The sequence below is a fragment of the Rhizobium etli 8C-3 genome (genome assembly GCF_001908375.1).
Classification (GTDB): domain Bacteria; phylum Pseudomonadota; class Alphaproteobacteria; order Rhizobiales; family Rhizobiaceae; genus Rhizobium; species Rhizobium etli_B.
The window spans coordinates 921,364-945,616 of the sequence record NZ_CP017241.1 but is presented as its reverse complement, the minus strand read 5'-3'; the positions used below and the strand labels follow the sequence as shown (position 1 = coordinate 945,616).

The 24,253-nt window shown below is 60.9% G+C and carries 24 protein-coding genes and 1 pseudogene; 9 read left to right on the top strand and 16 right to left on the bottom strand.

Translation table 11 applies throughout. The features are described 5' to 3' along the window. Positions 1–165: 165 nt before the first annotated feature. Together glyS and AM571_RS04750 are read left to right on the top strand one after the other, a co-directional pair. A complete protein-coding gene (gene glyS / locus AM571_RS04755) occupies positions 166–2,478 on the top strand; it encodes a glycine--tRNA ligase subunit beta (RefSeq protein WP_074060418.1) in 2,313 nt (770 codons plus the stop codon). Positions 2,479–2,682: 204 nt separating this feature from the next. After that, positions 2,683–3,177: a DUF523 domain-containing protein gene (locus AM571_RS04750; RefSeq protein ID WP_074060417.1), complete on the top strand. Its 495-nt coding sequence runs from the start codon at positions 2,683–2,685 to the stop codon at positions 3,175–3,177. A gap of 347 nt (positions 3,178–3,524) precedes the next feature. Here AM571_RS04750 and AM571_RS04745 read toward each other — a convergent pair whose 3' ends face one another. From AM571_RS04745 to AM571_RS04710, 8 genes are all read right to left on the bottom strand, one after another. After that, entirely contained in the window at positions 3,525–3,986 is a 462-nt protein-coding gene (locus AM571_RS04745; RefSeq protein ID WP_074060416.1) for a plant virulence effector HPE1-like domain-containing protein, read from the bottom strand. 105 nt (positions 3,987–4,091) lie between these two features. Next, complete coding sequence (gene purD / locus AM571_RS04740) at positions 4,092–5,363, bottom strand: phosphoribosylamine--glycine ligase (protein WP_074060415.1); 1,272 nt, start codon at positions 5,361–5,363, stop codon at positions 4,092–4,094. A 66-nt stretch (positions 5,364–5,429) separates the two neighbouring features. Beyond that, positions 5,430–7,364, bottom strand: a complete 1,935-nt coding sequence (locus AM571_RS04735; RefSeq protein WP_074060414.1) for a DUF2207 domain-containing protein — start codon at positions 7,362–7,364, stop codon at positions 5,430–5,432. A gap of 42 nt (positions 7,365–7,406) precedes the next feature. Further along, positions 7,407–8,669: a 3-phosphoshikimate 1-carboxyvinyltransferase gene (gene aroA / locus AM571_RS04730; RefSeq protein ID WP_074060413.1), complete on the bottom strand. Its 1,263-nt coding sequence runs from the start codon at positions 8,667–8,669 to the stop codon at positions 7,407–7,409. A gap of 93 nt (positions 8,670–8,762) precedes the next feature. After that, entirely contained in the window at positions 8,763–9,314 is a 552-nt protein-coding gene (locus tag AM571_RS04725) for a LemA family protein (RefSeq protein WP_074060412.1), read from the bottom strand. A gap of 326 nt (positions 9,315–9,640) precedes the next feature. Continuing rightward, positions 9,641–10,600 (bottom strand): glycine--tRNA ligase subunit alpha, encoded by a 960-nt coding sequence (locus AM571_RS04720; protein WP_074060411.1) that lies wholly within the window; start codon positions 10,598–10,600, stop codon positions 9,641–9,643. A 234-nt stretch (positions 10,601–10,834) separates the two neighbouring features. Further along, entirely contained in the window at positions 10,835–11,026 is a 192-nt protein-coding gene (locus AM571_RS04715) for a membrane protein (protein ID WP_027507774.1), read from the bottom strand. A 19-nt stretch (positions 11,027–11,045) separates the two neighbouring features. Continuing rightward, positions 11,046–11,906 (bottom strand): S49 family peptidase, encoded by an 861-nt coding sequence (locus AM571_RS04710; protein ID WP_074060410.1) that lies wholly within the window; start codon positions 11,904–11,906, stop codon positions 11,046–11,048. Between the two features lie 164 nt (positions 11,907–12,070). Here AM571_RS04710 and AM571_RS04705 point away from each other — a divergent pair, with 164 nt between their 5' ends. After that, on the top strand, positions 12,071–13,411 hold the full coding sequence (locus tag AM571_RS04705) for an Nramp family divalent metal transporter (protein ID WP_074063067.1): 1,341 nt from the start codon (positions 12,071–12,073) through the stop codon (positions 13,409–13,411). On the opposite strand, the gene AM571_RS04700 is transcribed toward AM571_RS04705, so the two are convergent. Further along, the gene (locus AM571_RS04700) at positions 13,389–14,180 is read right to left on the bottom strand and encodes a tRNA1(Val) (adenine(37)-N6)-methyltransferase (RefSeq protein WP_074060409.1); all 792 of its coding nucleotides are present in this window, start codon (positions 14,178–14,180) and stop codon (positions 13,389–13,391) included. The genes AM571_RS04705 and AM571_RS04700 overlap by 23 nt on opposite strands. Positions 14,181–14,187: 7 nt before the next feature. After that, a complete protein-coding gene (locus AM571_RS04695; RefSeq protein ID WP_028739850.1) occupies positions 14,188–14,415 on the bottom strand; it encodes a DUF2007 domain-containing protein in 228 nt (75 codons plus the stop codon). 108 nt (positions 14,416–14,523) lie between these two features. Between AM571_RS04695 and AM571_RS04690 the strand changes: the two genes are divergently transcribed. The 4 genes from AM571_RS04690 (at position 14,524) to moaB (ending at position 18,950) form a co-directional block, all read left to right on the top strand. Further along, positions 14,524–15,540, top strand: a complete 1,017-nt coding sequence (locus AM571_RS04690; RefSeq protein WP_074060408.1) for a polyprenyl synthetase family protein — start codon at positions 14,524–14,526, stop codon at positions 15,538–15,540. Between the two features lie 132 nt (positions 15,541–15,672). Further along, complete coding sequence (locus AM571_RS04685; protein WP_074060407.1) at positions 15,673–17,505, top strand: tetratricopeptide repeat protein; 1,833 nt, start codon at positions 15,673–15,675, stop codon at positions 17,503–17,505. Between the two features lie 6 nt (positions 17,506–17,511). Beyond that, positions 17,512–18,399, top strand: a complete 888-nt coding sequence (locus AM571_RS04680; protein WP_074060406.1) for a 4-(cytidine 5'-diphospho)-2-C-methyl-D-erythritol kinase — start codon at positions 17,512–17,514, stop codon at positions 18,397–18,399. Next, positions 18,399–18,950: a molybdenum cofactor biosynthesis protein B gene (moaB, locus tag AM571_RS04675; RefSeq protein WP_074060405.1), complete on the top strand. Its 552-nt coding sequence runs from the start codon at positions 18,399–18,401 to the stop codon at positions 18,948–18,950. Before AM571_RS04680 ends, moaB begins: the two co-directional genes overlap by 1 nt. Positions 18,951–18,992: 42 nt before the next feature. Here moaB and AM571_RS04670 read toward each other — a convergent pair whose 3' ends face one another. Both AM571_RS04670 and AM571_RS04665 read right to left on the bottom strand, forming a co-directional pair. After that, positions 18,993–19,307, bottom strand: coding sequence for a hypothetical protein (locus AM571_RS04670; RefSeq protein ID WP_074060404.1), 315 nt, complete (start codon positions 19,305–19,307; stop codon positions 18,993–18,995). A 183-nt stretch (positions 19,308–19,490) separates the two neighbouring features. Further along, positions 19,491–20,009, bottom strand: a complete 519-nt coding sequence (locus AM571_RS04665) for a glycosyl transferase (protein WP_074060403.1) — start codon at positions 20,007–20,009, stop codon at positions 19,491–19,493. Between the two features lie 136 nt (positions 20,010–20,145). On the opposite strand from AM571_RS04665, the gene AM571_RS04660 reads away from it, so the two are divergent. Both AM571_RS04660 and AM571_RS04655 read left to right on the top strand, forming a co-directional pair. Continuing rightward, a complete protein-coding gene (locus AM571_RS04660) occupies positions 20,146–21,303 on the top strand; it encodes a PA0069 family radical SAM protein (protein WP_074060402.1) in 1,158 nt (385 codons plus the stop codon). A gap of 186 nt (positions 21,304–21,489) precedes the next feature. Beyond that, positions 21,490–22,209, top strand: a complete 720-nt coding sequence (locus AM571_RS04655) for a ribonuclease HII (RefSeq protein WP_074060401.1) — start codon at positions 21,490–21,492, stop codon at positions 22,207–22,209. 100 nt (positions 22,210–22,309) lie between these two features. Here the strand turns inward: AM571_RS04655 and AM571_RS04650 are convergent. The 4 genes and pseudogenes from AM571_RS04650 to AM571_RS04635 form a co-directional block, all read right to left on the bottom strand. Further along, positions 22,310–22,750 (bottom strand): annotated as a pseudogene (locus tag AM571_RS04650) (DUF4168 domain-containing protein). Positions 22,751–22,752: 2 nt separating this feature from the next. Beyond that, the gene (locus tag AM571_RS37270) at positions 22,753–23,196 is read right to left on the bottom strand and encodes a hypothetical protein (protein ID WP_074060400.1); all 444 of its coding nucleotides are present in this window, start codon (positions 23,194–23,196) and stop codon (positions 22,753–22,755) included. 102 nt (positions 23,197–23,298) lie between these two features. After that, on the bottom strand, positions 23,299–23,607 hold the full coding sequence (locus AM571_RS37260; protein ID WP_237358530.1) for a hypothetical protein: 309 nt from the start codon (positions 23,605–23,607) through the stop codon (positions 23,299–23,301). A 160-nt stretch (positions 23,608–23,767) separates the two neighbouring features. Then, positions 23,768–24,253, bottom strand: a complete 486-nt coding sequence (locus AM571_RS04635; RefSeq protein ID WP_074060399.1) for a F0F1 ATP synthase subunit B — start codon at positions 24,251–24,253, stop codon at positions 23,768–23,770.

Here is a 24,253-nt window from a genome sequence, read left to right as displayed (position 1 = left end):
CGCGAGGTGGATGCGCGGCGCGTTGCCACCGCAAGGGTGATTGCCTCCTCGCGTGGCTCGCGCGTCCGCATTTCCCGTTTTTGCGGTTGTGCAGATGCGGCATTCTTTGGTAGCAGAGGCGACCGTTTTGGACCGTCCTCCCTTAAGGAGGCAAGGAAAAGTGACATGCCCGATCTGCTTATAGAACTTCGATCCGAGGAAATTCCGGCCCGCATGCAGCGCAAGGCTGCCGGCGACCTGAAGAAGCTCGTCACCGATGCGCTGGTGGAGGCAGGACTTTCCTATGAGGGCGCCCGCGAATACTGGACGCCGCGCCGCCTAACACTTGATATCCGCGGACTGACCGGGCGGTCCGCCGATGTGCGCGAAGAGCGCAAGGGCCCGCGCACCGATGCCAACGAAAAGGCGATCGAGGGCTTTTTGCGCGGCTCCGGCCTTTCCTCGGTTTCCGAGGCGCAGGTAAGCAGCGACCCGAAAAAGGGCGATTTCTACATTGCCGTGATTTCCAAGCCCGGGCGCGCTGCCGAAGAAATCATCGGCGACGTGATGCCCGGCATCATCCGCGATTTCCCCTGGCCGAAATCCATGCGCTGGGGAAAGGCCTCCTCCAAACCTGGCTCGCTGCGCTGGGTGCGCCCGCTGCAATCGATCGTCTGCACTTTCGGCACCGAGCATGAAGAAACATCCGTCATCCCCTTCGAGATCGACGGCATCGTCGCCTCCAACGTGACCTACGGCCACCGCTTCCATGCGCCAGGCGCCATCGCCGTCAAGCGTTTCGACGACTATGCCGCGAGCCTCGAAAAAGCGAAGGTCATCCTCGATGCCGAGCGGCGCAAGAACATCATCCTGCATGACGCCCGCGACATCGCCTTTGCGGGCGGACTGGAACTGGTCGAGGACGAAGGTCTGCTGGAGGAAGTCTCCGGGCTCGTCGAATGGCCGCAAGTGCTGATGGGCAGCTTCGAGGAGGACTACCTCTCAATCCCCTCCGAAATCATCAGGCTGACGATCAAGACGAACCAGAAATGTTTCGTAACGCGTAAACAGGGCGAAGAGACGCTTTCGAACCAGTTCATCCTCGTCTCCAACATTGAGGCCAACGACGGCGGCAAGGAAATCGTCCACGGCAATGGCAAGGTCGTCCGCGCCCGCCTTTCCGACGCGCTGCATTTCTGGAAGCGCGACCAGGGGAACTTGCCCGACCTCGAAACCCTGGAAGCGTCGGCGAAGAAATTCGGGCTTGATCTGAGGAAACCGCTCGATCAGCGGATGGCGAAGCTCGATGCGCTGCATGTGACGTTCCACGCGAAGATTGGAACGCAGGGCGAGCGAGTAACACGCATTCGCACCCTGGCCGGCGAAATCGGTAAAATCGTCGATGCAGACCCTCTGAAGGTTAGCCGAGCCGCAGCCTTGGCAAAGGCGGACCTTCGAACTGAGGTGGTGGGCGAATTCCCCGAACTGCAAGGTGCAATGGGAAAGAAATATGCGCTGCTGCAAGGTGAAGATGAACCAGTGGCGGCGGCACTGGAGGACCATTATAAGCCTCAAGGTCCTACCGACCGAGTGCCTACCGACAACGTTGCCATAACCATAGCGCTTGCTGACAAGATCGATACACTTGTGTGGTTTTGGCGAATAAACGAAAGGCCTACCGGTTCAAAGGATCCGTTCGCGCTGAGAAGAGCAGCGCTGGGATCGATACGGCTGCTGTTGGAACGGGAAATCAGAGCACCTCTCATCCCGCTGTTTCGCTCTGCATTTCGGAGCGAATGGGCTGTGGCGATCGCTAGCCACGAAGCTTCGATCAGACTCTTCGAGCTTAAAATCCTCGAGGACAACGAAAGGTTCGACCACGAGAGGCTCGTGCAAGAACAGCGCGCAGCAATCAAATATTGCAAGAATTATCTTGCTGAAGGCCATCCAAAGACAATCGAAGAAGAATATGAACTGGCAATCAACCTCCTTGCCTTCTTCCACGACCGCCTCAAGGTCTATCTCCGCGACCAGGGTGCGCGCTACGACCTGATCGATGCCGTCGTCACACCCGAGGCCGACGACCTCGTCATGATCGCCCGCCGTGTCGAGGCGCTGACGGCTTTCATTACCTCGGAAGACGGCAAGAACCTGTTGGTCGGCACCAAGCGCGCCACGCAGATTCTGGCCGCCGAGGAGAAGAAGGGCACCGTCATCGCCGACGGCGTTTCGGAAAAACTCTTCCGGCTCGATGCCGAAAGGGAGCTTTTTGCCGCCATCGCCAAAGCCTCGGCCGAGGCTTCCGCCGCAATCGCCAGGGAAGACTTCCGCTCGGCGATGGAGGCGCTTTCGAAGCTCCGCACCCCGGTCGACCGCTTCTTCGACGACGTGCTCGTCAATGACGAGGACGCGGCAATTCGCGCCAACCGCCTGGCCCTGCTGCGGCTGATCCGCGAGGCTACGGGCACGGTTGCGGACTTTTCGAAGATCGCAGGGTAACGGTTTCCGACTGGCAGCGGCCTGGCGCCAACCTCTTCGCCTCGTTCCTGTCCTTGTGACAGGGACGCATTGCGCCGAATGAATGGTTCCAGGTCCCCGCCCGGTGGACATGGCGCTGATTGATCCCTCTGACAGGTACAGGCAGGAGGTGGAGGAAAGCGCACCGCACTGGTCATTCACCAGAACTCGCGCTATCAGACAATCATGACCTACAAAATCCTCGTCAGCGCCTGCCTCATGGGCCATGCCGTCCGTTATGACGCCCGGGCGAAGCCGCTCGCGCATCCGGCGCTCGAGCGGTGGCGGGCAGAGGGAAGGCTCGTGACGATCTGTCCGGAGATCTCGGCAGGCATGCCGGTGCCGCGGCCGCCGGCGGAAATCGAGCGCGGCGCGAGCGGCGAGGACGTCCTGTCGGCAACTGCACGGGTGTTGGAGATCACCGGAGGCGATGTGACGGCTGCATTCCGAAAGGCAGCGCAGAATGCGCTCAGGCTGGCTCAGGAGACGGGCTGCACCCACGCGCTGCTCATCGACGGCAGCCCCTCCTGCGGTTCTGGTTTCATCTATGATGGATCTTTCAGAAGAGCGCGGCGCCACGGCAATGGTGTTACAGCTGCCCTGCTGAAGCGCGCGGGAATCCAGGTCTTCTCGGACCGGGAGATCGACCGGCTTGAGGAAAGCCTCGCGACGCCCCTCTGATCCGAAGGCACGTGCTTGGGGCCAGCGCCTTCACCACCTTTGCCAACCATTTTTCGAGCCGCACGCCGGCCCGGGTGGGATCCACCTCGCCCGTGTCTTGCTCAAAATCGCTTTCTGCGATCTTGCCGACGATTGCGTTTTAAGCCTTGCCTAATCCGAAATTCGCATAAGCGTTTCGCCGGCCGTCGCCCATTGCGGCCGCCGTAATCCATCTATGGAGTAGCTCAAAGCCAAATAAAAAAATAAAGAATGCGCTCCTGCTTCTCTTCAGGAGCGCATTCAATCCGCCATGCGGCGGACCCCGTACGACCAAAACTTTGGCCGGGTCAGGGGCAGGGAACTAAAAATCACATTCTAAGCTCAAAGTCGGAAACGTCGAGCGGCACCGTTTGTTCCGCAGGGGCGGACATGCCTGCAACAACTGGCTTGGCATCACCGCCGATGAGGGAGGTCGTCGCCGTCGGGTCGATGCCTTCGTCGGGGACCGTCACCTTGAAGTCGGCCAGGACTTCGGGGGTCGCCTTGGTCACGAAAACCACGGGCGATCCGCCCATCCAGCCTTCGGTGCGGTAGAGCTTCTGCTCACCGGCCACATTACGCAGCGCGCTGGCCTGGATGGCGCCGGGCGGCAAAGCCGGCACCGTGTAGTCCTTCTTGCGCTCGGTCGATTGCAACGGTGGGCAGGTCGTGCAGGTCTCGGTCACAATGCTGCCGCCGCCGGCGCGCGACGAGCCGATCACCTCGATCGAGGAGGCCATCGCCGAACCAGATGCCAGAAGAATTGACGCACCGAGAATGAATTGACGCATGGAACCTGCTCCGACCTCTATGGGAACAAGATAGCGAGCCTTTATTTCCATCCCGTCAGGGGAATGGTTAGAAATTTACGGATCTGACCCGATTTCGGGCCAGGCTCAAGCTTTTTCGCGCTCGATCGCCCGCCAGCCGATATCGCGGCGGCAGAAACCATTTTCCCATTCCACCTTGTCCAGCAGCGCATAGGCGCGGCTTTGAGCCTCGCCGACTGTTCTGCCGGTGGCGGTCACGTTCAGCACTCGGCCGCCGGTCGCGACCAGCTCGCCGTCCTTCAAAGACGTGCCAGCATGGAACACTTTCGCGCCCTCGCCTGCCTCCGGCAGCGAGAGGATCGGCGTGTTCTTCTCATAAGGGCCCGGATAACCCTTGGAGGCCATCACGACGGTCAGCGCCGGATCGTCGCTCCATTCGGCTGTGGCCTTGTCGAGCGTGCCTTCGGCCGCTGCCAGCAGAAGCGGCAGCAGATCGCTCTTCAGGCGCATCATCAGTACCTGGCATTCGGGATCGCCGAAGCGCACATTGTATTCAATGAGTTCGGGGCCCTTTGCCGTAATCATCAAGCCGGCGAAGAAAACACCGCAGAAAGGATAGCCGCTTTCGGCCATGCCGCAGATCGTCGGCTCGATAATTTCCTTCATCGTCCGCTCGATCATCTCGGGCGTCATTACCGGAGCCGGCGAATAGGCGCCCATGCCGCCGGTATTGACGCCGGTATCACCCTCGCCGACACGCTTGTGATCCTGTGCGGTCGCCAGCGGCAGGGCGTTCTTGCCGTCGCAGAGGCAGAAGAAGCTTGCCTCTTCGCCATCGAGATAAGCCTCGATGACGACCTCGGCGCCGGCTGCGCCGAACGCACCCTCGAAGCAATCGTCGACTGCGCCAAGCGCCTCCCCCACGCTCATCGCCACCGTCACGCCCTTGCCGGCGGCAAGGCCATCCGCCTTGACGACGATGGGGGCGCCTTGTTCGCGGATATAGGCCTTTGCCTTCGGGGCGTTGTTGAAGCGCTGGTAGGCGCCGGTCGGGATGTTGTAGCGGGCGCAGATATCCTTGGTAAAACCCTTGGAACCTTCGAGCTGGGCTGCTGCAGCGGACGGACCGAAGACCTTCAGCCCATCGGCTCGCAGGCGGTCGGCAAGGCCGGCGACCAGAGGCGCCTCGGGACCGACAACGACAAAATCGATGGCCTTTTGCACGCAGAAGGCCGCGACTGCCTCGTGATCTTCAACGTTCAGGCTGACGAGCCTTGCATGCTCCGCAATGCCCGGATTGCCCGGCGCGGCATAGAATTCGGTCATCAGCGGCGATTTTGCCAGCTTCCAGGCAAGCGCATGCTCGCGTCCGCCCGAGCCGATCAACAGAACCTTCATGCCTGATCCTTTCCGTTTTCTGTCTGGCGGTTAAGGGGCGTGAAGCCAAAGGTCAAGCGGGAAAGCTCACCAGCCGCCACCGCCGCCGCCGCCACCGCCACCGCCCGAAGAACCTCCGCCGCCGGAAAAACCGGAAGACGAACTTGAGGGCGGGGGCGAGGGAATGGTCGAGGCAATGGTGGACGCCATCGACGACGAGAAGCCGCCGATGCGATCGGAAAAGCTGCCGCTTTTGAAGTTGCCGGAATACCAGGACGGTGCATAAGCCGCAGCCGCCGAGGCAGAGGCCGCCGCAAGCCAGGTTTCGAAGGTGCGCGTCCAGGGCTTCTCGACACCAAGCGCAACCGCATAGGGCAGCAGCTTCTCGAAATGTTGGGGCGACATTTCCGGCGCACCGGCCATGTTCATCCGGTCCTTCTCGGCAAGCGTCAGATACTGACGAAGGCCGTCGATGCCATCCATGATCTTCGAGCCAAGCGGCGTTGGCGCACCCATGATGAAAACATAGAGCAGGTTGAGCAGCACGATGCCGCCGACGGCAAAGAGCATCGGCGTCTCGTGGAATTCCAAAAGCGTGGAGAAAAGTGCCAGAGCCAGCGATGAAATGATGCTGAAGCCGACAAAAACGATGACGGCGATCGCGATCACGGCGGCGATCTTGCCTCCAAGGGACTGGCCGGGGCGGAAGGACCGTGCAAAGCCGGCCACGAAGACGGCGACGAAGACAGAAACGACGATCGGAATGATCATCAGGACGATCGCATCGGTTTCCAGCGTGCCGAAAACGAAGAGCGCGACAAGTGCGGCAGCGCTGAGCGCGATGCCACCAGCCGTATAGCCGCTATTGGAATTGTAGTATTTGCCGCGATGTTCCCGCTCGATCGCCGACCGAAAGCTTTGTCCGACCGACTTCACGCGTTCGCCGTTTGCCTTGTCGATCGTCAGCGATCCCTTGTTGCCGACGGCGCTCAGGAGGCTGGTTTCGGCGGCTTCCAGCTTCTCCTTACCCACCGGCTTTTCCGTTCGCCTGACGATGATCGATTGCTTGAGGTCTTCAAGAACGACATAGCCGCGAACCGCCAGGTCCAGCGCCGTTGCCGAAAGCGCCGTCCAGCCCCCGCCTGAAATGCCCTTGTTGTCGATATAGTTGACGAGCGCTGGAGAGATGCCGTCGGGAGGATCCCAGCGCGGCACGAGGACGCCGCGGGAAGGGTCTCGCCCGACCTTGAGCCAGGAGCGGGTGTAGTAGAGGAACACAAGCAGGAGGCCGCCGAAACCGATGAAATAGTCGCGGTTGTCCTTCAGCCACCAGATGTTCTGATCCGATCTGCTCGGCGGATCGATCGCGCCTTTGGCAAGCTTGACGGCAATCGTCAGACCTTCGTTGGCATCGAGCGGTATGGTCGTCGAGAAGACCGGCCGGGCATTGCTGCCTGACACGCGGGCATTCTTGTCCTTTGCGCCAAGCGCACCGGTGAACACATTCGTATCGGTTGCGGTGACGCCATCTGGCAGGTTCACCGTCGCGGTCGCGGCCATGATCGGGAAGATCCAGCCGTTACCGGTCACATTCCAATAGAGTTCGTCGTAATCGGCGAAATAGCGGATCTGGCGATCGGTGGTGTAGGTGAAGGCATATTCATGGCGGCCCGGCGCAAGCATGACGTCTTCTGACCCAGCATAGATACGGATGCCGCCCGAGACGGATTCCGTCTTCCAAGGCTCGTCCTTGCCGTCGCGTCTGACCGATATAACGTCGAAGTCGACGCTGCGGCGGCGACCCCCTTCATCGACGAAAGTCAGCGGAAAATCGCGGAAGATGCCTCGCCGGATCCGGTTGCCCTCGGCATTGACGGTGATTGTCTCCGTCACCGTCATGGCGCCGCTCTTTTCGAGCCTTATATCCGATGCGAAGGAGTTGATCACCTCCGCAGCACTTGCCGCATATGCTGCAAGCGCCATAAACAGAATGACGCAAAGGCCGAAAAGCCGCCGGATCATATACCTCTCCCCGCCGGCGGCGCGCTGCCGCCTCAGATAATGTCAGCCCTCGTTCCCATATTCGACGCCCAGTCCTGCCAGCGTCCGCCAGTAGGCAGGGAACGTCTTGCCGACGCAATCCGGATCGAGGATCGTGATGCCGTCTATCTTCAGTCCGGCGAGCGCGAAGCTCATGGCGATGCGGTGGTCGGCGAAAGTGTCAATCTCGGCAGGCAGACGTTTTCCGGCAAGCGACGGATCGGACTGGACGATGAGATCGTCGCCTTCCTCGCGTGCCAGATCCGGGCGAATCTGCGTCAGGCCGGTCGACAGCGCGCGGATGCGATCGCATTCCTTGACGCGCAGATTGGCAATGCCGACGAAATGGACGGGCGTTTCGTTGAAAGCGGCAAGGACTGCGAGCGTCGGAACCGCGTCCTGCATCTGCGAACCGTCGATTTCAGCCGGCAGGTGCGGGAACTTGGCGATGATGTCGTAGGCGCGCGCATCCGGCTGCGTGAACGCGCCGTTGGGCACGCCGAGATCGATGGAGCCACCGGTGAGGACTTCGGCCGCCCAGAGGTAAGTTGCCGCCGATGCATCAGGCTCGATGACGAAATCGGCTGCCGTGTAGCCGGTCGGCTCGACGCGCCAGGTGAGCGCGCTCGTCTTATTAACCTTGGCGCCGAAGGCTTGCATCGCCGCGGTCGTGAGATCGATGTAGCCGAGGGCACCGATGTCCTGGCCGAGGAGTTCAATATCCACCGGGCGGTCGCCTCCGGCCGCCATCATCAGCAGCGCGGACACATACTGGCTGGAGAGACCGCCATCGATGCCGATACGGCTCGCTTCGAAGCGGCCCGCGCCCTTCACGGTTACAGGCGGGCAGCCGGTCTGGGCCGTCGCATCGATTCCGAGAGAGCGCAACGCATCAACGAGCGGACCGATCGGGCGCTTGCGCATGTGCTGATCGCCGTCGACGACGACGGTGCCATCAACGAGTGCGGCAGCGGCAGTCAGAAACCGTGTTGCGGTGCCGGCATTGCCGAGGAAGAGCGGCGCTTTCGGCGGCAGCAGCTTGCCGCTTCCGGTGACGACGAAGCTTGTATCGTCCGGTTCGTCGATGACGACGCCCATAGCGCGAAGCGCTTCGGCCATGTAGAGCGTGTCGTCGCTCTTCAGCGCGCCGGTCAGGCGGCTGACCCCCTTGGCAAGGCCAGCCAGGAGGAGTGCGCGGTTGGTGATCGACTTCGAGCCCGGCGGCACGGCGCGCCCCACGAGCGGAGCCTTAGCGGGAATGATGGTGAGTTTCTTGTCCTTGCTCATGACGCTTGTCTGTTCCGTCCATTGCGCTGGCCGCCCTGCGGCCACTGACCGGCCCTGCTCATAGCAGCTTTTGCGCAAAGGCAAACGCCCATGTCAGAATTTGACGGCCGGGACGGCGCGGTCGGCCTCGTTGGTGATCTCGAAATATTCCCGCTTCTGGAAGCCGAACTGCCCAGCGACCAGATTGGAGGGGAAGCTTTCCACCTTGACGTTGAGATCACGGGCAGCGCCGTTGTAGTACCGGCGCGCCATCTGGATTTCACTCTCCATCGTTTCGAGCGAGGCCTGAAGCTCTGAGAAGTTCTCGTTCGCCTTCAGGTCCGGATAGGCTTCGGCCAGCGCCAGCACACGGCCGAGCGCCTGGCCAAGAAGGCCCTCCGCCTGCGCCCTGCCCGCAACATCGCCGGAAGGCACCGCCTGCGCCTTGTTGCGCAGCTCCACGACCTCTTCCAACGTGCTCTTTTCGTGAGTGGCGTAGCCCTTGACGGTCTCGATGAGGTTTGGGATCAGATCGGCGCGACGCTTCAGCTGCACGTCGATGCCGGACCAGGCCTCTTCGGCCATCTGTCGGGCGCGGACGAGACCGTTATAGATAAAGACAAGATAAAGCGCGATCAGAACGATCACACCGAGAAGGATATACATCGCGAATCCCCCGCAACGACGCAAAGTTTGGACGGAGACTATGCGGCTTGCGCTGGATTGTCATCCCGCATTTCCAGGCCGCGATTCCCGTCAACGACTAGCGAAATATCACGATACCGCACCTATGAAGGCGGCTGTATCTTGCTAACTGTGCCGGCTGGTTACGGTGCACTCGCAACTCATGACGAGGAAATGATCAGACCATGAGCGCAGCATTCTTTCTATTGAGCCTGGCGGCGATCGCATCTCTCGTCGATTTCCGAAAGGGCGCAGGCCCGGCACCCCGGCGCGTCGTCGTACGGTCCGACCACCGCCGCTAAGCATTCTCAGGCGGCGGCCCTGGCGACATTCATGCCGCCGGCATCCGTCAACAGGAACGCTTCGCCGCAAGCCTTGGCGAGCGTGCGCACCCGCAGGATATAGCTCTGACGCTCGGTGACCGAGATCACCCCGCGTGCATCCAACAGGTTGAAGACGTGGCTTGCCTTGATGCACTGGTCATAGGCCGGAAAGACGCATTTGTGCAGCAGCTGATTGGCATTGTCGCTCGGCGCACCGGCGGCGAGGAGCGCCTGGCACTCCTTCTCCGCATCGATGAAATGGCGATGCAGCATCTCGGTATTTGCGAATTCGAAGTTGTGGCGTGAGTATTCCTGTTCGGCCTGCAGGAAGACTTCGCCGTAGCTGATCTTTTCGTCGCCTTCGCGGCCGTTGAAGTTCAGGTCGTAGACGTTGTCGACGCCCTGCACATACATCGCCAGACGCTCCAGGCCATAGGTCAGTTCGCCGGCAACCGGCGCGCATTCGATGCCGCAGACCTGCTGAAAGTAAGTGAACTGCGAGACTTCCATGCCGTCGCACCAACACTCCCAGCCAAGGCCCCAGGCGCCGAGGGTCGGGCTTTCCCAGTCGTCCTCGACGAACCGGATGTCGTGCAGCAGCGGATCGAGGCCAATCGCCGCCAGCGAGCCGAGGTAAAGCTCCTGCAGGTTCGGCGGGTTCGGCTTCAGGATGACCTGGTACTGGTAATAATGCTGCAGACGGTTCGGGTTTTCACCGTAGCGACCGTCCGACGGACGGCGCGACGGCTGGACATAGGCAGCCTTCCACGGCTTCGGGCCGAGCGCGCGCAGCGTGGTGGCCGGATGGAACGTACCGGCGCCGACCTCCATGTCATAGGGCTGCAGAACCGCACAACCCTTGTCCGCCCAGTAGTTATGAAGGGTCAGGATCAGCGCCTGGAACGAACGCTTCGGGTTCATATGGTCGGGGATCGATGCAGACATAAGGACAAGCCACCGGTTGCGTATTTTGCCGGACAGGTGCCATGGGAGAGGGCAAGGGTCAATACATAACCTATGATGGGACCATGTTTTGGAAGGAGTTCGGTGACGACCGTCAAGACGGCCGCCACCCCGAGACGAGCTTTTAGGCTTTCGCAAGAGCTCGTCGACATCTGGCCTTAGCCGAACACACACGATGCAATCGAAGCGGGAAAAAGCGTTCCTCAGCGGTCACCGTCATTCATCCTCCCGCTTCACGCGGTATTCGCCGGTCGCCGGATCCTTGACAAGCGTGCCGACGGCGCCGGTCTGGCGCTCCTTCTCGGCGCGGCGGGATTTTTCCTGCAGGCGCTTGGCATCGGAGATGAAGCGGCGGTAGAGCCACCAGGCGGCGCCGACCAGGATTATGATTGTGATAAGCTGCGCCATCTCCCTTTTTCTTCTCCTCTCACAGTCCGTAGCGGCTCCACAATGCCTTTTCTTCCGCCGCTTCGACAAGTCCCGTCGCGAGACCTGATGCAAAACCATCCATCGAGACGGGCGAGACACCGGGAATTCGCCGGCCGAAGAGGCTGCGCGCAGCGGTGACGAGCTGCAGCCTGGTCTTCGGCCCGTAGCGCCTTTTCAGTTCCTGGCGCATGTCGCCAAGGCTGTCGACGAGGCCGAGTTCGAGCCCGCGCGTGCCGCTCCAGAATAGCCCGGAAAAGACGGTTTCGTCATCCTTCAGCCTGCCGGCGCGGCGTTCGCGCACCATGGTGATGAAGATCTCGTGGATCTCGAGCTGAAGGGTCTTCAGATATTCAATGTCCTTTTCCTTTTCAGGCTGGAAGGGATCGAGGATGACCTTGTTTTCACCGGCCGTATAGACGCGACGCTCGACGCCGATCTTCTTGAGGAGTTCGGGGAAGCCGAAGCCGCCGGAAACGACTCCGATCGAACCGACGATAGACGTCGGGTCGGCAATGATTTCATCGCCGGCAAGCGCGATCATGTAGCCGCCGGAGGCCGCCACATCCTCGACGAAGACCAGCACTTTCTTCTGCTTCTCACGGGCAAGCTCGCGGATTCGCGTGAAGATGAGCCGCGACTGAACGGGCGAACCGCCCGGCGAATTGACGACAATGGCGACAGCGGGAGCTTCCTTGTCAGAGAAGGCCTTTTCCAGCACCGGTGCGACATTGGCGAGATTGAGTATCGGGCGGAACTGACCGCCGCCGCTCATGATCGCGCCCTGAAGCCTGACGACCGGGATGATCACCCCTTCCTTTCGGAAGCGCTTCGGTACCAGTTTTCTCAAAAATCCGGCCATTTCAAATCCTTCTCGCTCTCGGCAACGCAATCCATGTATGCAATGGAGCAGCAAACGCAATGGCCACCTTTCCAACATGCATCCGATTTTTCCTTTTGCGAATGACTTGCATTATCATTCTGATCGGGCATAGTGCGGGCATTGGTCCCAAAAGCGGTAATGATATGGATGTCTTAAATCGTACTCCAAAAAGCGGCTGGCGACACGATCGCCAGGAAGCCTCGCTTTCAGACGTTTATCGCACGATCGGCACGGGCCGCCCTGGGTCGAAACTCCGGCGGATTGCCGCCTTTGCCGGCCCTGGCTACATGGTCGCGGTCGGCTATATGGATCCCGGAAACTGGGCGACCTCGCTCGCCGGCGGCTCGAAATTCGGCTACGCGCTGTTGACCGTGGCGCTGCTTTCCAACCTCATGGCGATCGTGCTGCAATCGCTTTGCGCCCGGCTTGCCATTGCTTCTGGCCGCGATCTGGCGCAGGCCTGCCGGGACGCCTTCCCGAAATTCGTCTCCGTACCGCTCTGGGCCTTTGCGGAAATCGCCATCATCGCGACGGATATTGCCGAGGTGATCGGCACGGCAATCGGCCTCAACCTGGTCTTCGGCGTTCCGCTGGAACTCGGCGTGCTGATTACGGCGCTCGACGTTTTCCTCATCTTGTATCTGCAAAAGCTCGGCTTCCGCTGGATCGAAGCGTTCATCATCACGTTGCTCGGCGTCATTGCGTTGTGCTTCGGCATACAGATCTTCCTTGCCGACCCGCAGTGGGGCGCCGTCATCACCGGCTTCTTCCCGACAACGGAAATCGTCAGCAACCCGGAAATGCTCTATCTGGCGCTCGGCATCCTCGGAGCGACCGTCATGCCACATAATCTCTATCTGCATTCCGGCATCGTCCAGACCCGCGCCTTTGGCCACACAGTACCGGAAAAGCGGGAAGCGCTGGCCTATGCGACGCTCGACTCGACCTTTGCGCTCTGCTTTGCGCTGCTGATCAACGCCTCGATCCTGATCCTGGCCGCAGCCGCATTCAACGCCAACGGACGCACCGACGTCGTCGAACTCGGCGAGGCACACTCACTGCTGTCACCGCTGCTCGGGCTTGCAATCGCACCAACGCTTTTCGGCATCGCCCTGCTCTGTTGCGGCCTGAATTCGACCGTGACGGCGACGCTTGCCGGCCAGATCGTCATGGAAGGCTTTCTGAAGATCAGGCTTCAACCATGGGTGCGCCGTCTGATCACACGCGCCATCGCAATCGTGCCGGCAGCGATCGTAACGATCTGGTACGGCAACCAGGGCACGGCACAATTGCTGATCCTGACTCAGGTCGTGCTCAGCCTGCAGCTTTCCTTCGCCGTCTTCCCGCTGGTGATGTTCACCGCCAGCAAGGCGAAGATGGGCGAGCTCGTCGCACCGCGCTGGCTGAGCACCGTTGCCTATGTGATCGCAATCGTGATCGCCGGATTGAATATCAAGCTGCTTATCGATTTCGTGACCGGCTAAGCCTCGAATAGGCCGCGCGGCCATTGTTCAGATCATCGACGAAGGGGGAGAATTTATGCGTTCCGTCTTCGTGCATGATAAGGGGTGCGCGCAATGAAATCCGCGCCCGCGACCCCTTGATCGCCGTCACCAGGATGCGGACGGCATTCTCGCCTTTGCGCGGATGGATGGCAGTTATCTCGATGCCGCCGAAGCGCCTGCCGCAACCGGTGATGATGTCGGCGATCGATTCGGGCCGCGCAATCAGCGACAATTGTCCGCCGGGGACCATGATCGCGCCGGCGGTACGAATCCACCTGTCGAAAAGACCATCGGTCATTGCATGGGCTTCAGCCTTCAGCGCATCCGGCGTTCGCCGGTCAGCGGCGTCGTTGAAAGGCGGGTTCATGATGACATGATGGAAGACCTCGTCGGCAAGGCCCGCGTCGTTGCGGGCCTTTGCCGTGAGCGTCACATCCGCCTCCACGACCGTAACGCGGCCCGCCACATGGGCATTTTCCGGCAAGGCAATGCTGCGGCGGGCATAATCGGCCATCTCCGCGGAGCGTTCGAAAAGCACGGCCTGCGCCTTCTGTAGCCGGGAGACCACGGCCAGTCCGGCTGCACCGGCACCGGCGCCAAGATCGGCAACCTTGATAGCACGGTCATCGGCAACGAGTGCCGCAAGCAGCATGGCATCCATGCCCGAACGGTGCCCCCTGCCCTTCGGCTGGACGATGTGGAAGCGGCCGCGATGGAAGGCATCGATCGTGTCGGAAGCGTCCGCCATGGCTACGTCATTTCGCGATGCGCAATTCGCCGGCGAGACCGGCATCCGTCAGGATGCGGCGGGCCTGATCGGCTCGCTCCTCCTCGACGAGCAGACGGCGCGGCAGCATGCCGAGCGAGCCCTCGAGAATGCTCATATCCTGATCTGCGACAAAGCAGTGAATCCCCGCATCCTTCAGAAGACTCTGCGCATAGGACAATAGAACAGGGTCATTGGCGCGGATAAGTTCATGCATTTGCGATCAATTCCCTTTCAATTCTGTGTTGCGCGACAATTCACCCCTTGCCGCGTCAATCTGCCCTTTCTATTGTCAATCCCAAAGAATGAACAGGAGTCCGGGTCGTTGGGCGTGGTCATACCGCTTGAAGAAAGCAAAAACAAACTGGCATCCGTCAAGCCGCTGGTCGATCTGACACGGGCGGACATGGAGCGGGTCAACCAGCTTATCCTTTCGAAGGCCGGTTCCGACGTGCAGATGATTCCGGAGGTCGCAAACCACCTGATCTCTTCCGGCGGCAAGCGCCTGCGCCCGATGCTCACGCTGGCATCTGCCTGTCTCTTCGACTATAGAGGCGAAAACCATGTCAAGCTCGCGACCAGCGTCGAGTTCATGCACACGGCAACGCTGCTGCATGACGACGTCGTCGACGAAAGCAATCTGCGCCGAGGCAAATCAACGGCGCGCACGATCTGGGGCAACCAGGCGAGTGTTCTTGTTGGCGACTTCCTGCTCGGCCAGGCCTTCCGCATGATGGTGGATGTCGGCTCACTCGATGCGCTCGATGTCCTTTCGTCCGCCGCCTGCGTCATTGCCGAAGGGGAAGTGCTGCAGCTTTCGGTCGCCAAGAACATGGAGACGACGGAGGACGACTATCTTTCCGTCATCCGGGCCAAGACGGCAGCGCTCTTTGCCGCTGCTTGCGAAGTCGGCCCGATCGTCGCAGACGCCGGAAAATCAGGCCGAAATGCGCTGAAATCCTACGGTATGAATCTCGGTCTCGCCTTCCAGCTTGTCGATGACGCGCTGGATTACGGCGGCAAGGCTGCCGATCTCGGCAAGAATGTCGGCGACGACTTCCGCGAAGGCAAGATCACGCTTCCCGTCATCCTGGCCTATCGCCGCGGAACACAGGCCGAGCGCGCCTTCTGGCGCGATGCCATCGAAGGCGGCAACAGCACCGATGCGAACCTGGAAAAAGCCCTCGGCCTGATCACCAAATACGGCACGCTGAACGACACGATCTCGCGGGCCGTTCATTACGGCACGATCGCCCGCGACGCACTGGCGCCGCTGCCCGAAACGGCCTGGAAATCGGCGCTTATGGAAGTGATCGATTTCTGCATCGAGCGGGTCAACTGATCAAAGCTCCTTGATCGTGGGCTGATTTTCTTGCAGGGCCGCTTCAAAAAAGCCATCCTATTGTGAATCAGTCTTTTCAACTGATCTCGCAGCCGGCCGGATGAACCGGCTGCCCTGATGAAAGGTTTTCTAATGCGGCAGAGAAATGCCATCCGTCTTCTTTCAAGCGCAGCCCTTGCAGCGGTCCTTTCGCTCGGCGCGCTTGGCGGCGTGAATGCCGAAGAAGCGGCCAAGTCGGACGATGGCAGCAAGAACGTGATCTTCGACCCGGATACGGTCAGTACTTTTGCAGGCGCATTTCTCGCTGCCCGCACGGCCGATGTCGATCATGACTACAAGACCGCAATCGAGCTCTACAAGAAAGCCCTCCAGATCGAGCCGGGTAACCCGGAGATCCGCCAGCGCCTGATGATCTCGCTGCTTTTGAACGGCAATATCGAAGATGGCGTGAAATATGCCAACGACCTGAAGAAGGATCCTTCCGTCGAGCGCATCACCACCGTCGTGCGCAGCATGGACGCGATGCGCCGCGGCGAGTTCAAGACCGCCGAAGCTATTTTGAAATATGACGGCCCGAACGACCTCGACCGCATGATGAACGACCTTTTGCTTGCCTGGGCGCGCGCTGGCGCCGGCCGCAACAAGGAAGCTCTTTCGATGGTCGAGAAGATGAAAGGCCCCGAATGGTTCGGGATTTTCCAGAACTATCATGCAGGCGCAATTGCGATCGTAACCGGCAACGTGGCGGCCGCGCGCAAGCATCTGAACGATGCGGTTCTGGACAAGGATGGCGGCGCCACGGCACCCGACACCTTCATGCGCTCTGTCATGGCGCTTGCCCGCCTGGAAGCATCCCAGGGCAACAGGCAGAAGGCGCTCGACGCAATCTCGGTCGGTGACAACATGCTGCCCAACTATGCGCCGCTGAATGCGCTGCGTCAGAGCATAGAGAAGGGCGAAAAGCCGGAACAGCAGGTGCGTAACGCAGCCCAGGGCGCTGCCGCCGTGCTTTTCTCCATCGGCAGCGCGTTGAACCGCGACGGGGCCGAAGACATCGTCTCGCTCTATCTGCAGACGGCAAATGCGCTTGACCCGAACAGCGCCGATACGCTGGTCCTTCTCGGCGGCATTGCTGAAAAACAGGAACAGACGGACCGTGCCATCGAATTCTACAGGCGCGTGCCGGAAAACTCGCCGATGCGACGCATTTCGGAGCTTCAGCTCGGTCTTGCCCTGGCACAGGGCGGCAAGACCGACGAGGCACGCAAACACCTCAAGGCGCTGATCGTTTCCGACCCGAAGGACATCCGCTCTTATCTTGCCTATGGCAGCGTGCTTTCCGACGCCAAGGACTATGCGGAAATGGCGGAGAACTACGACAAGGCGGTGGAGGTGATTGGCCCGCTGCCGCGCCGCGCCGACTGGACGGTCTTCTTCCAGCGCGGTATCGCCTATGAGCGCCTGAAGAAGTGGGACAAGGCCGAGCCGAACTTCCGCAAGGCGCTCGATCTCAATCCGGATCAGCCGCAGGTTCTGAACTATCTCGGCTATTCGTGGATCGACATGAACCGCAACCTCGACGAAGGCCTGACGATGATCAAGAAGGCCGTCGACCTGCGTCCGGACGACGGCTACATCATCGATTCGCTCGGCTGGGCCTATTACCGCCTGAACCGTTACGACGACGCCGTTGCCGAACTGGAAAAGGCCGCCGAGATCAAGGCCGGTGATGCGACGATCAATGACCACCTGGGCGACGCCTACTGGCGCGTCGGACGCAAGCTCGAGGCTGTTTATCAGTGGAACCGGGCGCTGAGTTCGGCACCGGAAGAGACCGAAATTCCGAGAATCAAGGACAAGATTGCCAACGGCCTGACGACGGACAACGACGACGCCAAGGCGGCCGACAAGAAGCAGCCGGATCCGGTGCCTGTTACGCCGCCGCCGGCCGACAAGAAGTCCTGACAATCCATGCCGGATGCGGGCATGAGCGGCAGCTTTGCGGTTACCGAGAATGCTCCTGCTAAGATCAATCTGGCCCTGCACGTGACGGGCCAGAAAGCCGACGGCTATCATCTGCTGGACATGCTGGTGACCTTTGCCGGCCACGGCGACAGGCTGGGCTTTGAAGCTTCGCCATCGGATCAATTCACGATCAGCGGACGATTCGGCGCCGCTCTCGACATCGATTCCCGCGGCAATCTGGTGCTCAAGGCGCGCGACATGCTTCGGCAGGCGGCGGTGGCGCAGGGCCACCATGCACCGCCGGTCCATATTCATCTCGAAAAGAACCTTCCGATCGCCTCCGGTATCGGCGGCGGTTCGGCGGATGCGGCAGCCGCCCTGCGCGGTCTCATTCGGCTTTGGAGCCTCCGCCTGCCCGGCGGCAGGCTGTCAACGATCGCTCTCAGGCTTGGCGCCGACGTACCCATGTGCCTTGCGAACCGGCCGCTGATTGCGCGCGGGATTGGCGAACAGATCGAGCCCGTTGCCTTGCCCTCTTTTGCAATCGTGCTCGCCAATCCGCTGAAGGCGGTCTCGACGCCCGAGATCTTCCGGCTGCTGACGGCCAAGAACAACCCGCCGCTTGCCTTGCGGGGCAGCGATTGGCTGGCGGCGATCAGGGCCAACCGGAACGATCTCGAGCCGCCTGCCCGCAGGCTTGTTCCCGAGATCGAAGATGTGTCGGCTGCGTTGAAGAACGCAGGCGCAAGCCTTGTCCGCATGTCCGGCTCCGGCGCAACCTGTTTCGGCATCTTCGATTCGATCGAAACAGCCCGAGCGGCCGCGGCAAAGCTTCACAGCGACCGGCCCGACTGGTATTTCCAGGCAACGGAAACGCTCTGTGGAGGCAGGTAATGGCAGGTATCGATGAACGGCGGCCGTTCATTCCCGTCGGCATCGCCGTGCTGACGGTTTCGGACACGCGCACGCTGGAGAACGACAAGTCCGGCGACACGCTCGTGGCGCGGATCGCCGAGGCCGGCCACAAGCTGATGGACCGCGCGATCGTGCGCGACGACAAGGCGGCCATCGCAGCAAAGGTCAACGCCTGGACGGAGGCCGACGGCATCGACGTCGTGATCACCACCGGCGGCACCGGCCTGACCGGCCGCGACGTCACGCCCGAGGCGCTGGAGCCGCTTTTCGAAAAGCGCATGGATGGCTTTTCGGCTGTCTTCCACCGCCTCTCCTACGACAAGATCGGCACATCCACGATCCAATCACGGGCAACGGCAGGGGTTGCCAAGGCTACCTTCGTCTTTGTGCTCCCAGGCTCGCCCGGTGCCTGCAAGGACGCCTGGGACGGCATCTTGAAGGCGCAGCTCGACTACCGCCACATGCCCTGCAATTTCGTGGAGATCATGCCGCGGCTCGACGAGCACATGAAGCGCGGCCTGGGCAAGTAGACTGCTGCCCCGGCGCGAGATGGCGGCGGCCGCCTGATTGCGCTATGTATCGAGGCCCGGCGGAACGGGTATCGTTTCCCAGCTGTCACCCGACAGAAGAAAGCAGCTGACGCCGTGCACATCCGTGACGATGAGTGTCCAGGTGCCGCTCTTGGCGGCATAGACCTCAAGAATGGCATTCTGGTTGATCAGACCGACCGCGGTGAGCTTTTCGGCAAAGTTCTTGTCCAGAAACTTGACGATCTCGGATCGGTCTGCGCAACTGCGCATCATCTGCGATGCTGCCGAGTGCGGATGCGCGAACACCAATGTCGCCAATATGACGGCCAAAAGGCCGCGGATCATATTGCGTTTCATGACGCACCTCCTTCGCCGGAAACCCGGCAGAAGAGGAGACTTCCGCTGTGACCTGTTCTGCCGTCTATCGGCATTCCATGGACCGCCAGGAGGCGAGGCGCGCTCGGGCGGGGCCATGACTGAATTATAGCGCGAAATCGTATCGGGCGCCATCTTTAGAACGAATGCCGAACAATTTGTGCGCTATCGTGCGGAGCGGGCGACCCAGGAGGGAATCAGTTCGCTGGAAAGCTTGCGCAGTTTCTGCCCCTTGGCAAATTCCGAGAGGCGCATTCCGCTTCTTGCGGCGGCAATCGCGTGTTTTTTCGGCAGGAGAAGGCCGAGCTCCAACGGCGGCAGCGACCGTCCTACCCGCTGGAAAAACGGGCGCCTGTATCCGCGCGAGGCGGTGAAACGCGCCGGAACTTTGTTAAGGGCGACATATTCGGCGATTTCGTCTATCCAACCAGCCTGCGGCCGGGCGCCGGGTTCGACGAAAAGCAGCCACTCGCCCCGGGCCGAGCGCAATACATCCTTGATGTCCCATTGTGAATGGAAGCGGCACCCGGCCGCATCGGCCACCTTCGATGTACCATCGCGCGAGCCGTGATCGAGCACGACTACATCGCTCACAAGCCCTTCGACTGCACCCGCCACCAGCACCGACAAAGTCTGCGCCAGTTCAGGCTCCTGATCCTGGCACTCCAAAACAACCGTCAACATTGTTTATTTATAAAGCGCCGCACAGAAATTGCCAGTGTGACTTTCCTCATTTTGTTCTTGCATTGTTCTCTTTTTGCCGATAGGAATTTAATCATCAAGACGGGCGAATGCAAACGCGTCGTCGCGGGAGAATCCGATGAACAAACAGTCCCTTGCGGGGCAGGCTGCGTTTGCGCCTGCCAATACGGCGGATATTGCCGAAGCGATGATCGCCTCTTCCGGCCTTCGCATCGAGGCCGACCGGCGCCGCGGCCGCGCTGCCGGACTGAATCCTGGAGGGCGCTTCGAGCCGATACACCGCGAGGCCTTCGACGACGGCTGGCAGACGCTGGAAGAACTGCCGCCCTTCAAGACCGAAGTGCAGATCGAAAAGCCGCGCACGGCGATCACTCGCAACGAATCGCCCGACGTTCCATTCGACCGTTCGATCAATCCCTATCGCGGCTGCGAACACGGCTGCATCTACTGCTTCGCCCGGCCGACGCACGCCTATATGGGGCTTTCGGCAGGCCTCGATTTCGAAGCCAGGCTGTTTGCCAAGCCGGATGCAGCCAAACTTTTGGAGCGCGAGCTTGCCAGGCCCGGCTACAAGCCGCGGGTCATCGCCATCGGAACCAATACCGATCCCTACCAGCCGATCGAGAAGGAATGGCGCATCATGCGGCAGATCCTCGAAGTGCTGAACAAGGCAAACCATCCGGTCTCGATCGTCACCAAGTCGGCACTGATTCTGCGCGATATCGATATCCTGCAGGAGATGGCCGCCAAGGGCCTTGTGCGTACCGCGCTTTCGGTAACCACGCTCGACCGCAAGCTTGCCCGTGTGATGGAACCGCGCGCCGCCACGCCGCCACGCCGGCTGGAGGCGATCCAGGCCCTGGCAGAGGCAGGCATTCCAACTTCGGTAATGGCTGCCCCGATGATCCCCGCGCTGAACGACCACGAGCTGGAACGCATACTCGAGGCGGCAAAGGTTGCCGGTGCGCTGGAGGCGGGCTACGTGATCCTGCGCCTGCCGCTGGAAGTCTCTCCGCTCTTCCGCGACTGGCTGCTTCAGAACTATCCGGATCGCTACCGGCACGTCATGTCGCTGGTGCGCTCGATGCGTGGCGGCAAGGATTACGATGCCGAATTCGGCAAGCGCATGAAAGGCGCCGGCCCATATGCATGGCAGCTCGCCCGCCGATTCGAGATGGCGACGAAACGACTCGGCATGACGAGGCGCAGCATACCGCTTCGTGACGATATTTTCGTGCCGCCGGATGGCAGCGGCGTGCAGCTTAAGCTGCTTTAGGCCGAACACAGGCATTCCCTGGGGGCCGCCCCAGGATGCCACAACGAGTTATCCCGCAGGAGGCCGCCGCCCTGGCCTCTTGCGCCGCGGACGGCTCCCCTATCCGTTCCGCGGCCTGAGCCCCCGGTGCGCCGCCCTGATCCGGGGGCTTGCAGGAAATCGGGTTGGCGTGCGAGGTTCAGCCGCATGAAACCTCGCACGTCACCCGATTCTCCTCTGCTTTTTGAAGAGGTGCCGCTCGTTCCGGACTTCAAGCTGGAACTGAAAGCACGCAAGGCCGGTCACTGGCCGGTCGCTGGCGCCGATGAGGCAGGGCGCGGCCCTCTGGCCGGGCCTGTCGTCGCCGCAGCCGTCATTCTCGATCCCAGGCGTATCCCGGACGGGCTGAACGATTCCAAGCAGCTCTCGGCGCAACGGCGCGAACAACTATTCGACCAAATCCTCGCAACAGCGACGGTTTCCATCGCATCGTCGAGTTCCACACACATCGACCTCACGGATATCCGCAAGGCAAGCCTTGATGCCATGCGCCGGGCAATCTGCGGCCTTGCTATCCCTGCACGTTACGTGCTGACCGACGGCCTCGACGTACCGCCGGGGCTGGAGTGCCCGGGCCAAGCGGTGGTCAAGGGCGACGCGCGCTCGGTCTCAATCGCCGCCGCTTCCATCGTTGCCAAGGTGACTCGCGACCGGATGATGGCGCGTGCAGATGCCGTCTTCCCCGATTACGGATTTGCCGCGCATGTGGGTTACGGCACGGCGCAGCACCGCGCCGGCATCGAGCAGCATGGCCCCTGCTCGCTTCACCGCATGAGCTTCCGGCCGTTGAAGAAGAACGGCACCGAAGGCGACGCAATGGACGAAATTCTGGAGGAACAGCTTATGCTGCTGCAAAGGCGTCCGTGAGCAGAAGCAGCATTTCCGTTCGCAGGTGATGATTGAAGCGGTCATTCAAACCGCTTCAACGGAACCAGAACACCACCACAGTGCAGTCCCGGCGCACAGCTTACTGCTCAGTGGCGGGCGGGCGCTGGGCGGGGGCAGATTCCTGGAGCTTTTCCTGAACTCTCTTGACGAGCGCCGGATCGTTCTGCGCGGCGGTCAGGATTGAGTTATACTCATCGAGCGAGATTCCTGGAGAGGCTTCCACGGCCTGAACCATTTGCTTACTGGCTTCGGTCTGCAGCTGTTGCTTCGCTGCCGTGTCCTTTGTTGCTCCGATCTTGGCCGAGTATTCCTGCCTGAGCTGGTCAACCTGGAGATAGGCGACCGCAAAGGCCTCGATTTTCTGATCGCTGACGGTTGCGGCCGCGCCTTTGCTTTCTGGTTACCCTTGAACCGGTTGCTGCGCTGGAGCTGACTGCTGAGCAGAGGCAGCGTTGGTGAGAAACATCAAGCTGAGAGCTGCAGCGGTCAACGATGCAACAGGGGTGTAACGAGTGATCATATTCATTCCTCTGTGATGGCGTGGACGGCGACATACTGCCTTGGCCGTCGGCTAGGGTTGAGGAACGATCCGGCGACAATGTGACTCTCAGACGATTTCGCTGCGGCAATAGGAAGGCGATCTGCCGACCATCGGGCGGCGGCTTTGTGGCAGGATCGACCTTTCGGCTTGCAACCGGTTGACCAAGTGGCCATGACCCCGGCCGCGATTCGGCGCCGATGAACACGGATGTAGCCGATGTCAGCGGCAAAAAGCCGATGATGTCCCTCGTCGATATCCTTGAGGTACCTTTCCGATCCCTGCGCCGCTTCCTTCTCCATGAAGGCGACGAGCGCCTTCAAGCGCTCGAGGACAAGATCGGGAAAAGCGGCGCGTTGATCGGCCGACACGCCGTAAGCGTCGAGGAAGTCCCTCGCACGGACGATTTGATCTTCCTGTCGCGACAATGCTGCCTCCCGCGATATGTCTCGACAGCGGCGCCCATCGATAGACAGCATAGGCAATATCCCAGTCTCGGCCGGGATGAGCCGCTTCGAAATCGATGATGCCTATCGCCTTGCCGTTGCAGGTGACGACGTTGTACGGCGCAAAATCGCCATGAAGGCTTCAAGCGGCGGTCTCGGGTTGAGCTGCCAGGCGCCTTCAGCGGACTTCGGAAAGGATGCCGAGCAATCGTGGTAGATGCGCAGCAATCGCGCCGCAGAAGTCAGTACCGTGTCGTAGTGCGTTTGGACATTATCGAGGTCGCCGCAATCGCCCTCGATAAATGTCACACGCTCGAAATACACATCATAGCCTGCCGATCGTGGTGCTGAAGCAAAGCCGCACCCCACGAGGTGCCCAAGAAGAGAATGCACATCCGCACTCCACGGGCGCGTGGCGCGCCATAAAAGCCCGTCACGCAAGATCGGTCCGGAACCTGCTATCCTTCAACACCAGGACTACCGGCAAGTCGCATTGCCGCCAATAGAAAAAGCCCCGTTGCCGGGGCCTTTCCAGATCCGCATGAAAGGAACGTCAGTTCAAGCGCGTCTTCACTTCGCCGACGGCGCCCTTGAAGAGGTCGGCCTGTATCTTGCCGTCGGCCTTCTTGGCGAGAACCGTTTCAGCCGCGGCGATCGCCAGATCGACGGCAGCCGAGCGGACGGCTTTCATCGCATCTGCTTCCGCCTGCTTGATCTTCTGTTCCGAAAGGGCCGTCCGGTTGGCGACGAACTCTTCCGTCTTCTTCTTCGCGTCGGCAGTCAGCATCTCGGCTTCCCGCTCGGCGGCAGCGACGATATGCGCAGCCTCCGCTTCCGCTTCCTTGCGCTTGCGCTGGTATTCGGCCAGCAGATGCTGAGCCTCTTCGCGCAGGCGCTTGGCTTCGGCCAGCTCGTTGCGGATCTGATCGGCGCGGTCGTCGAGCGACTTTGCCATCATGCCCGGAACCTTCAGATAGACGACGAGGGCCAGGAACAGGACGAGGCCGACAAGGGCGAAGAAAGTTGCATCAAGTACCAT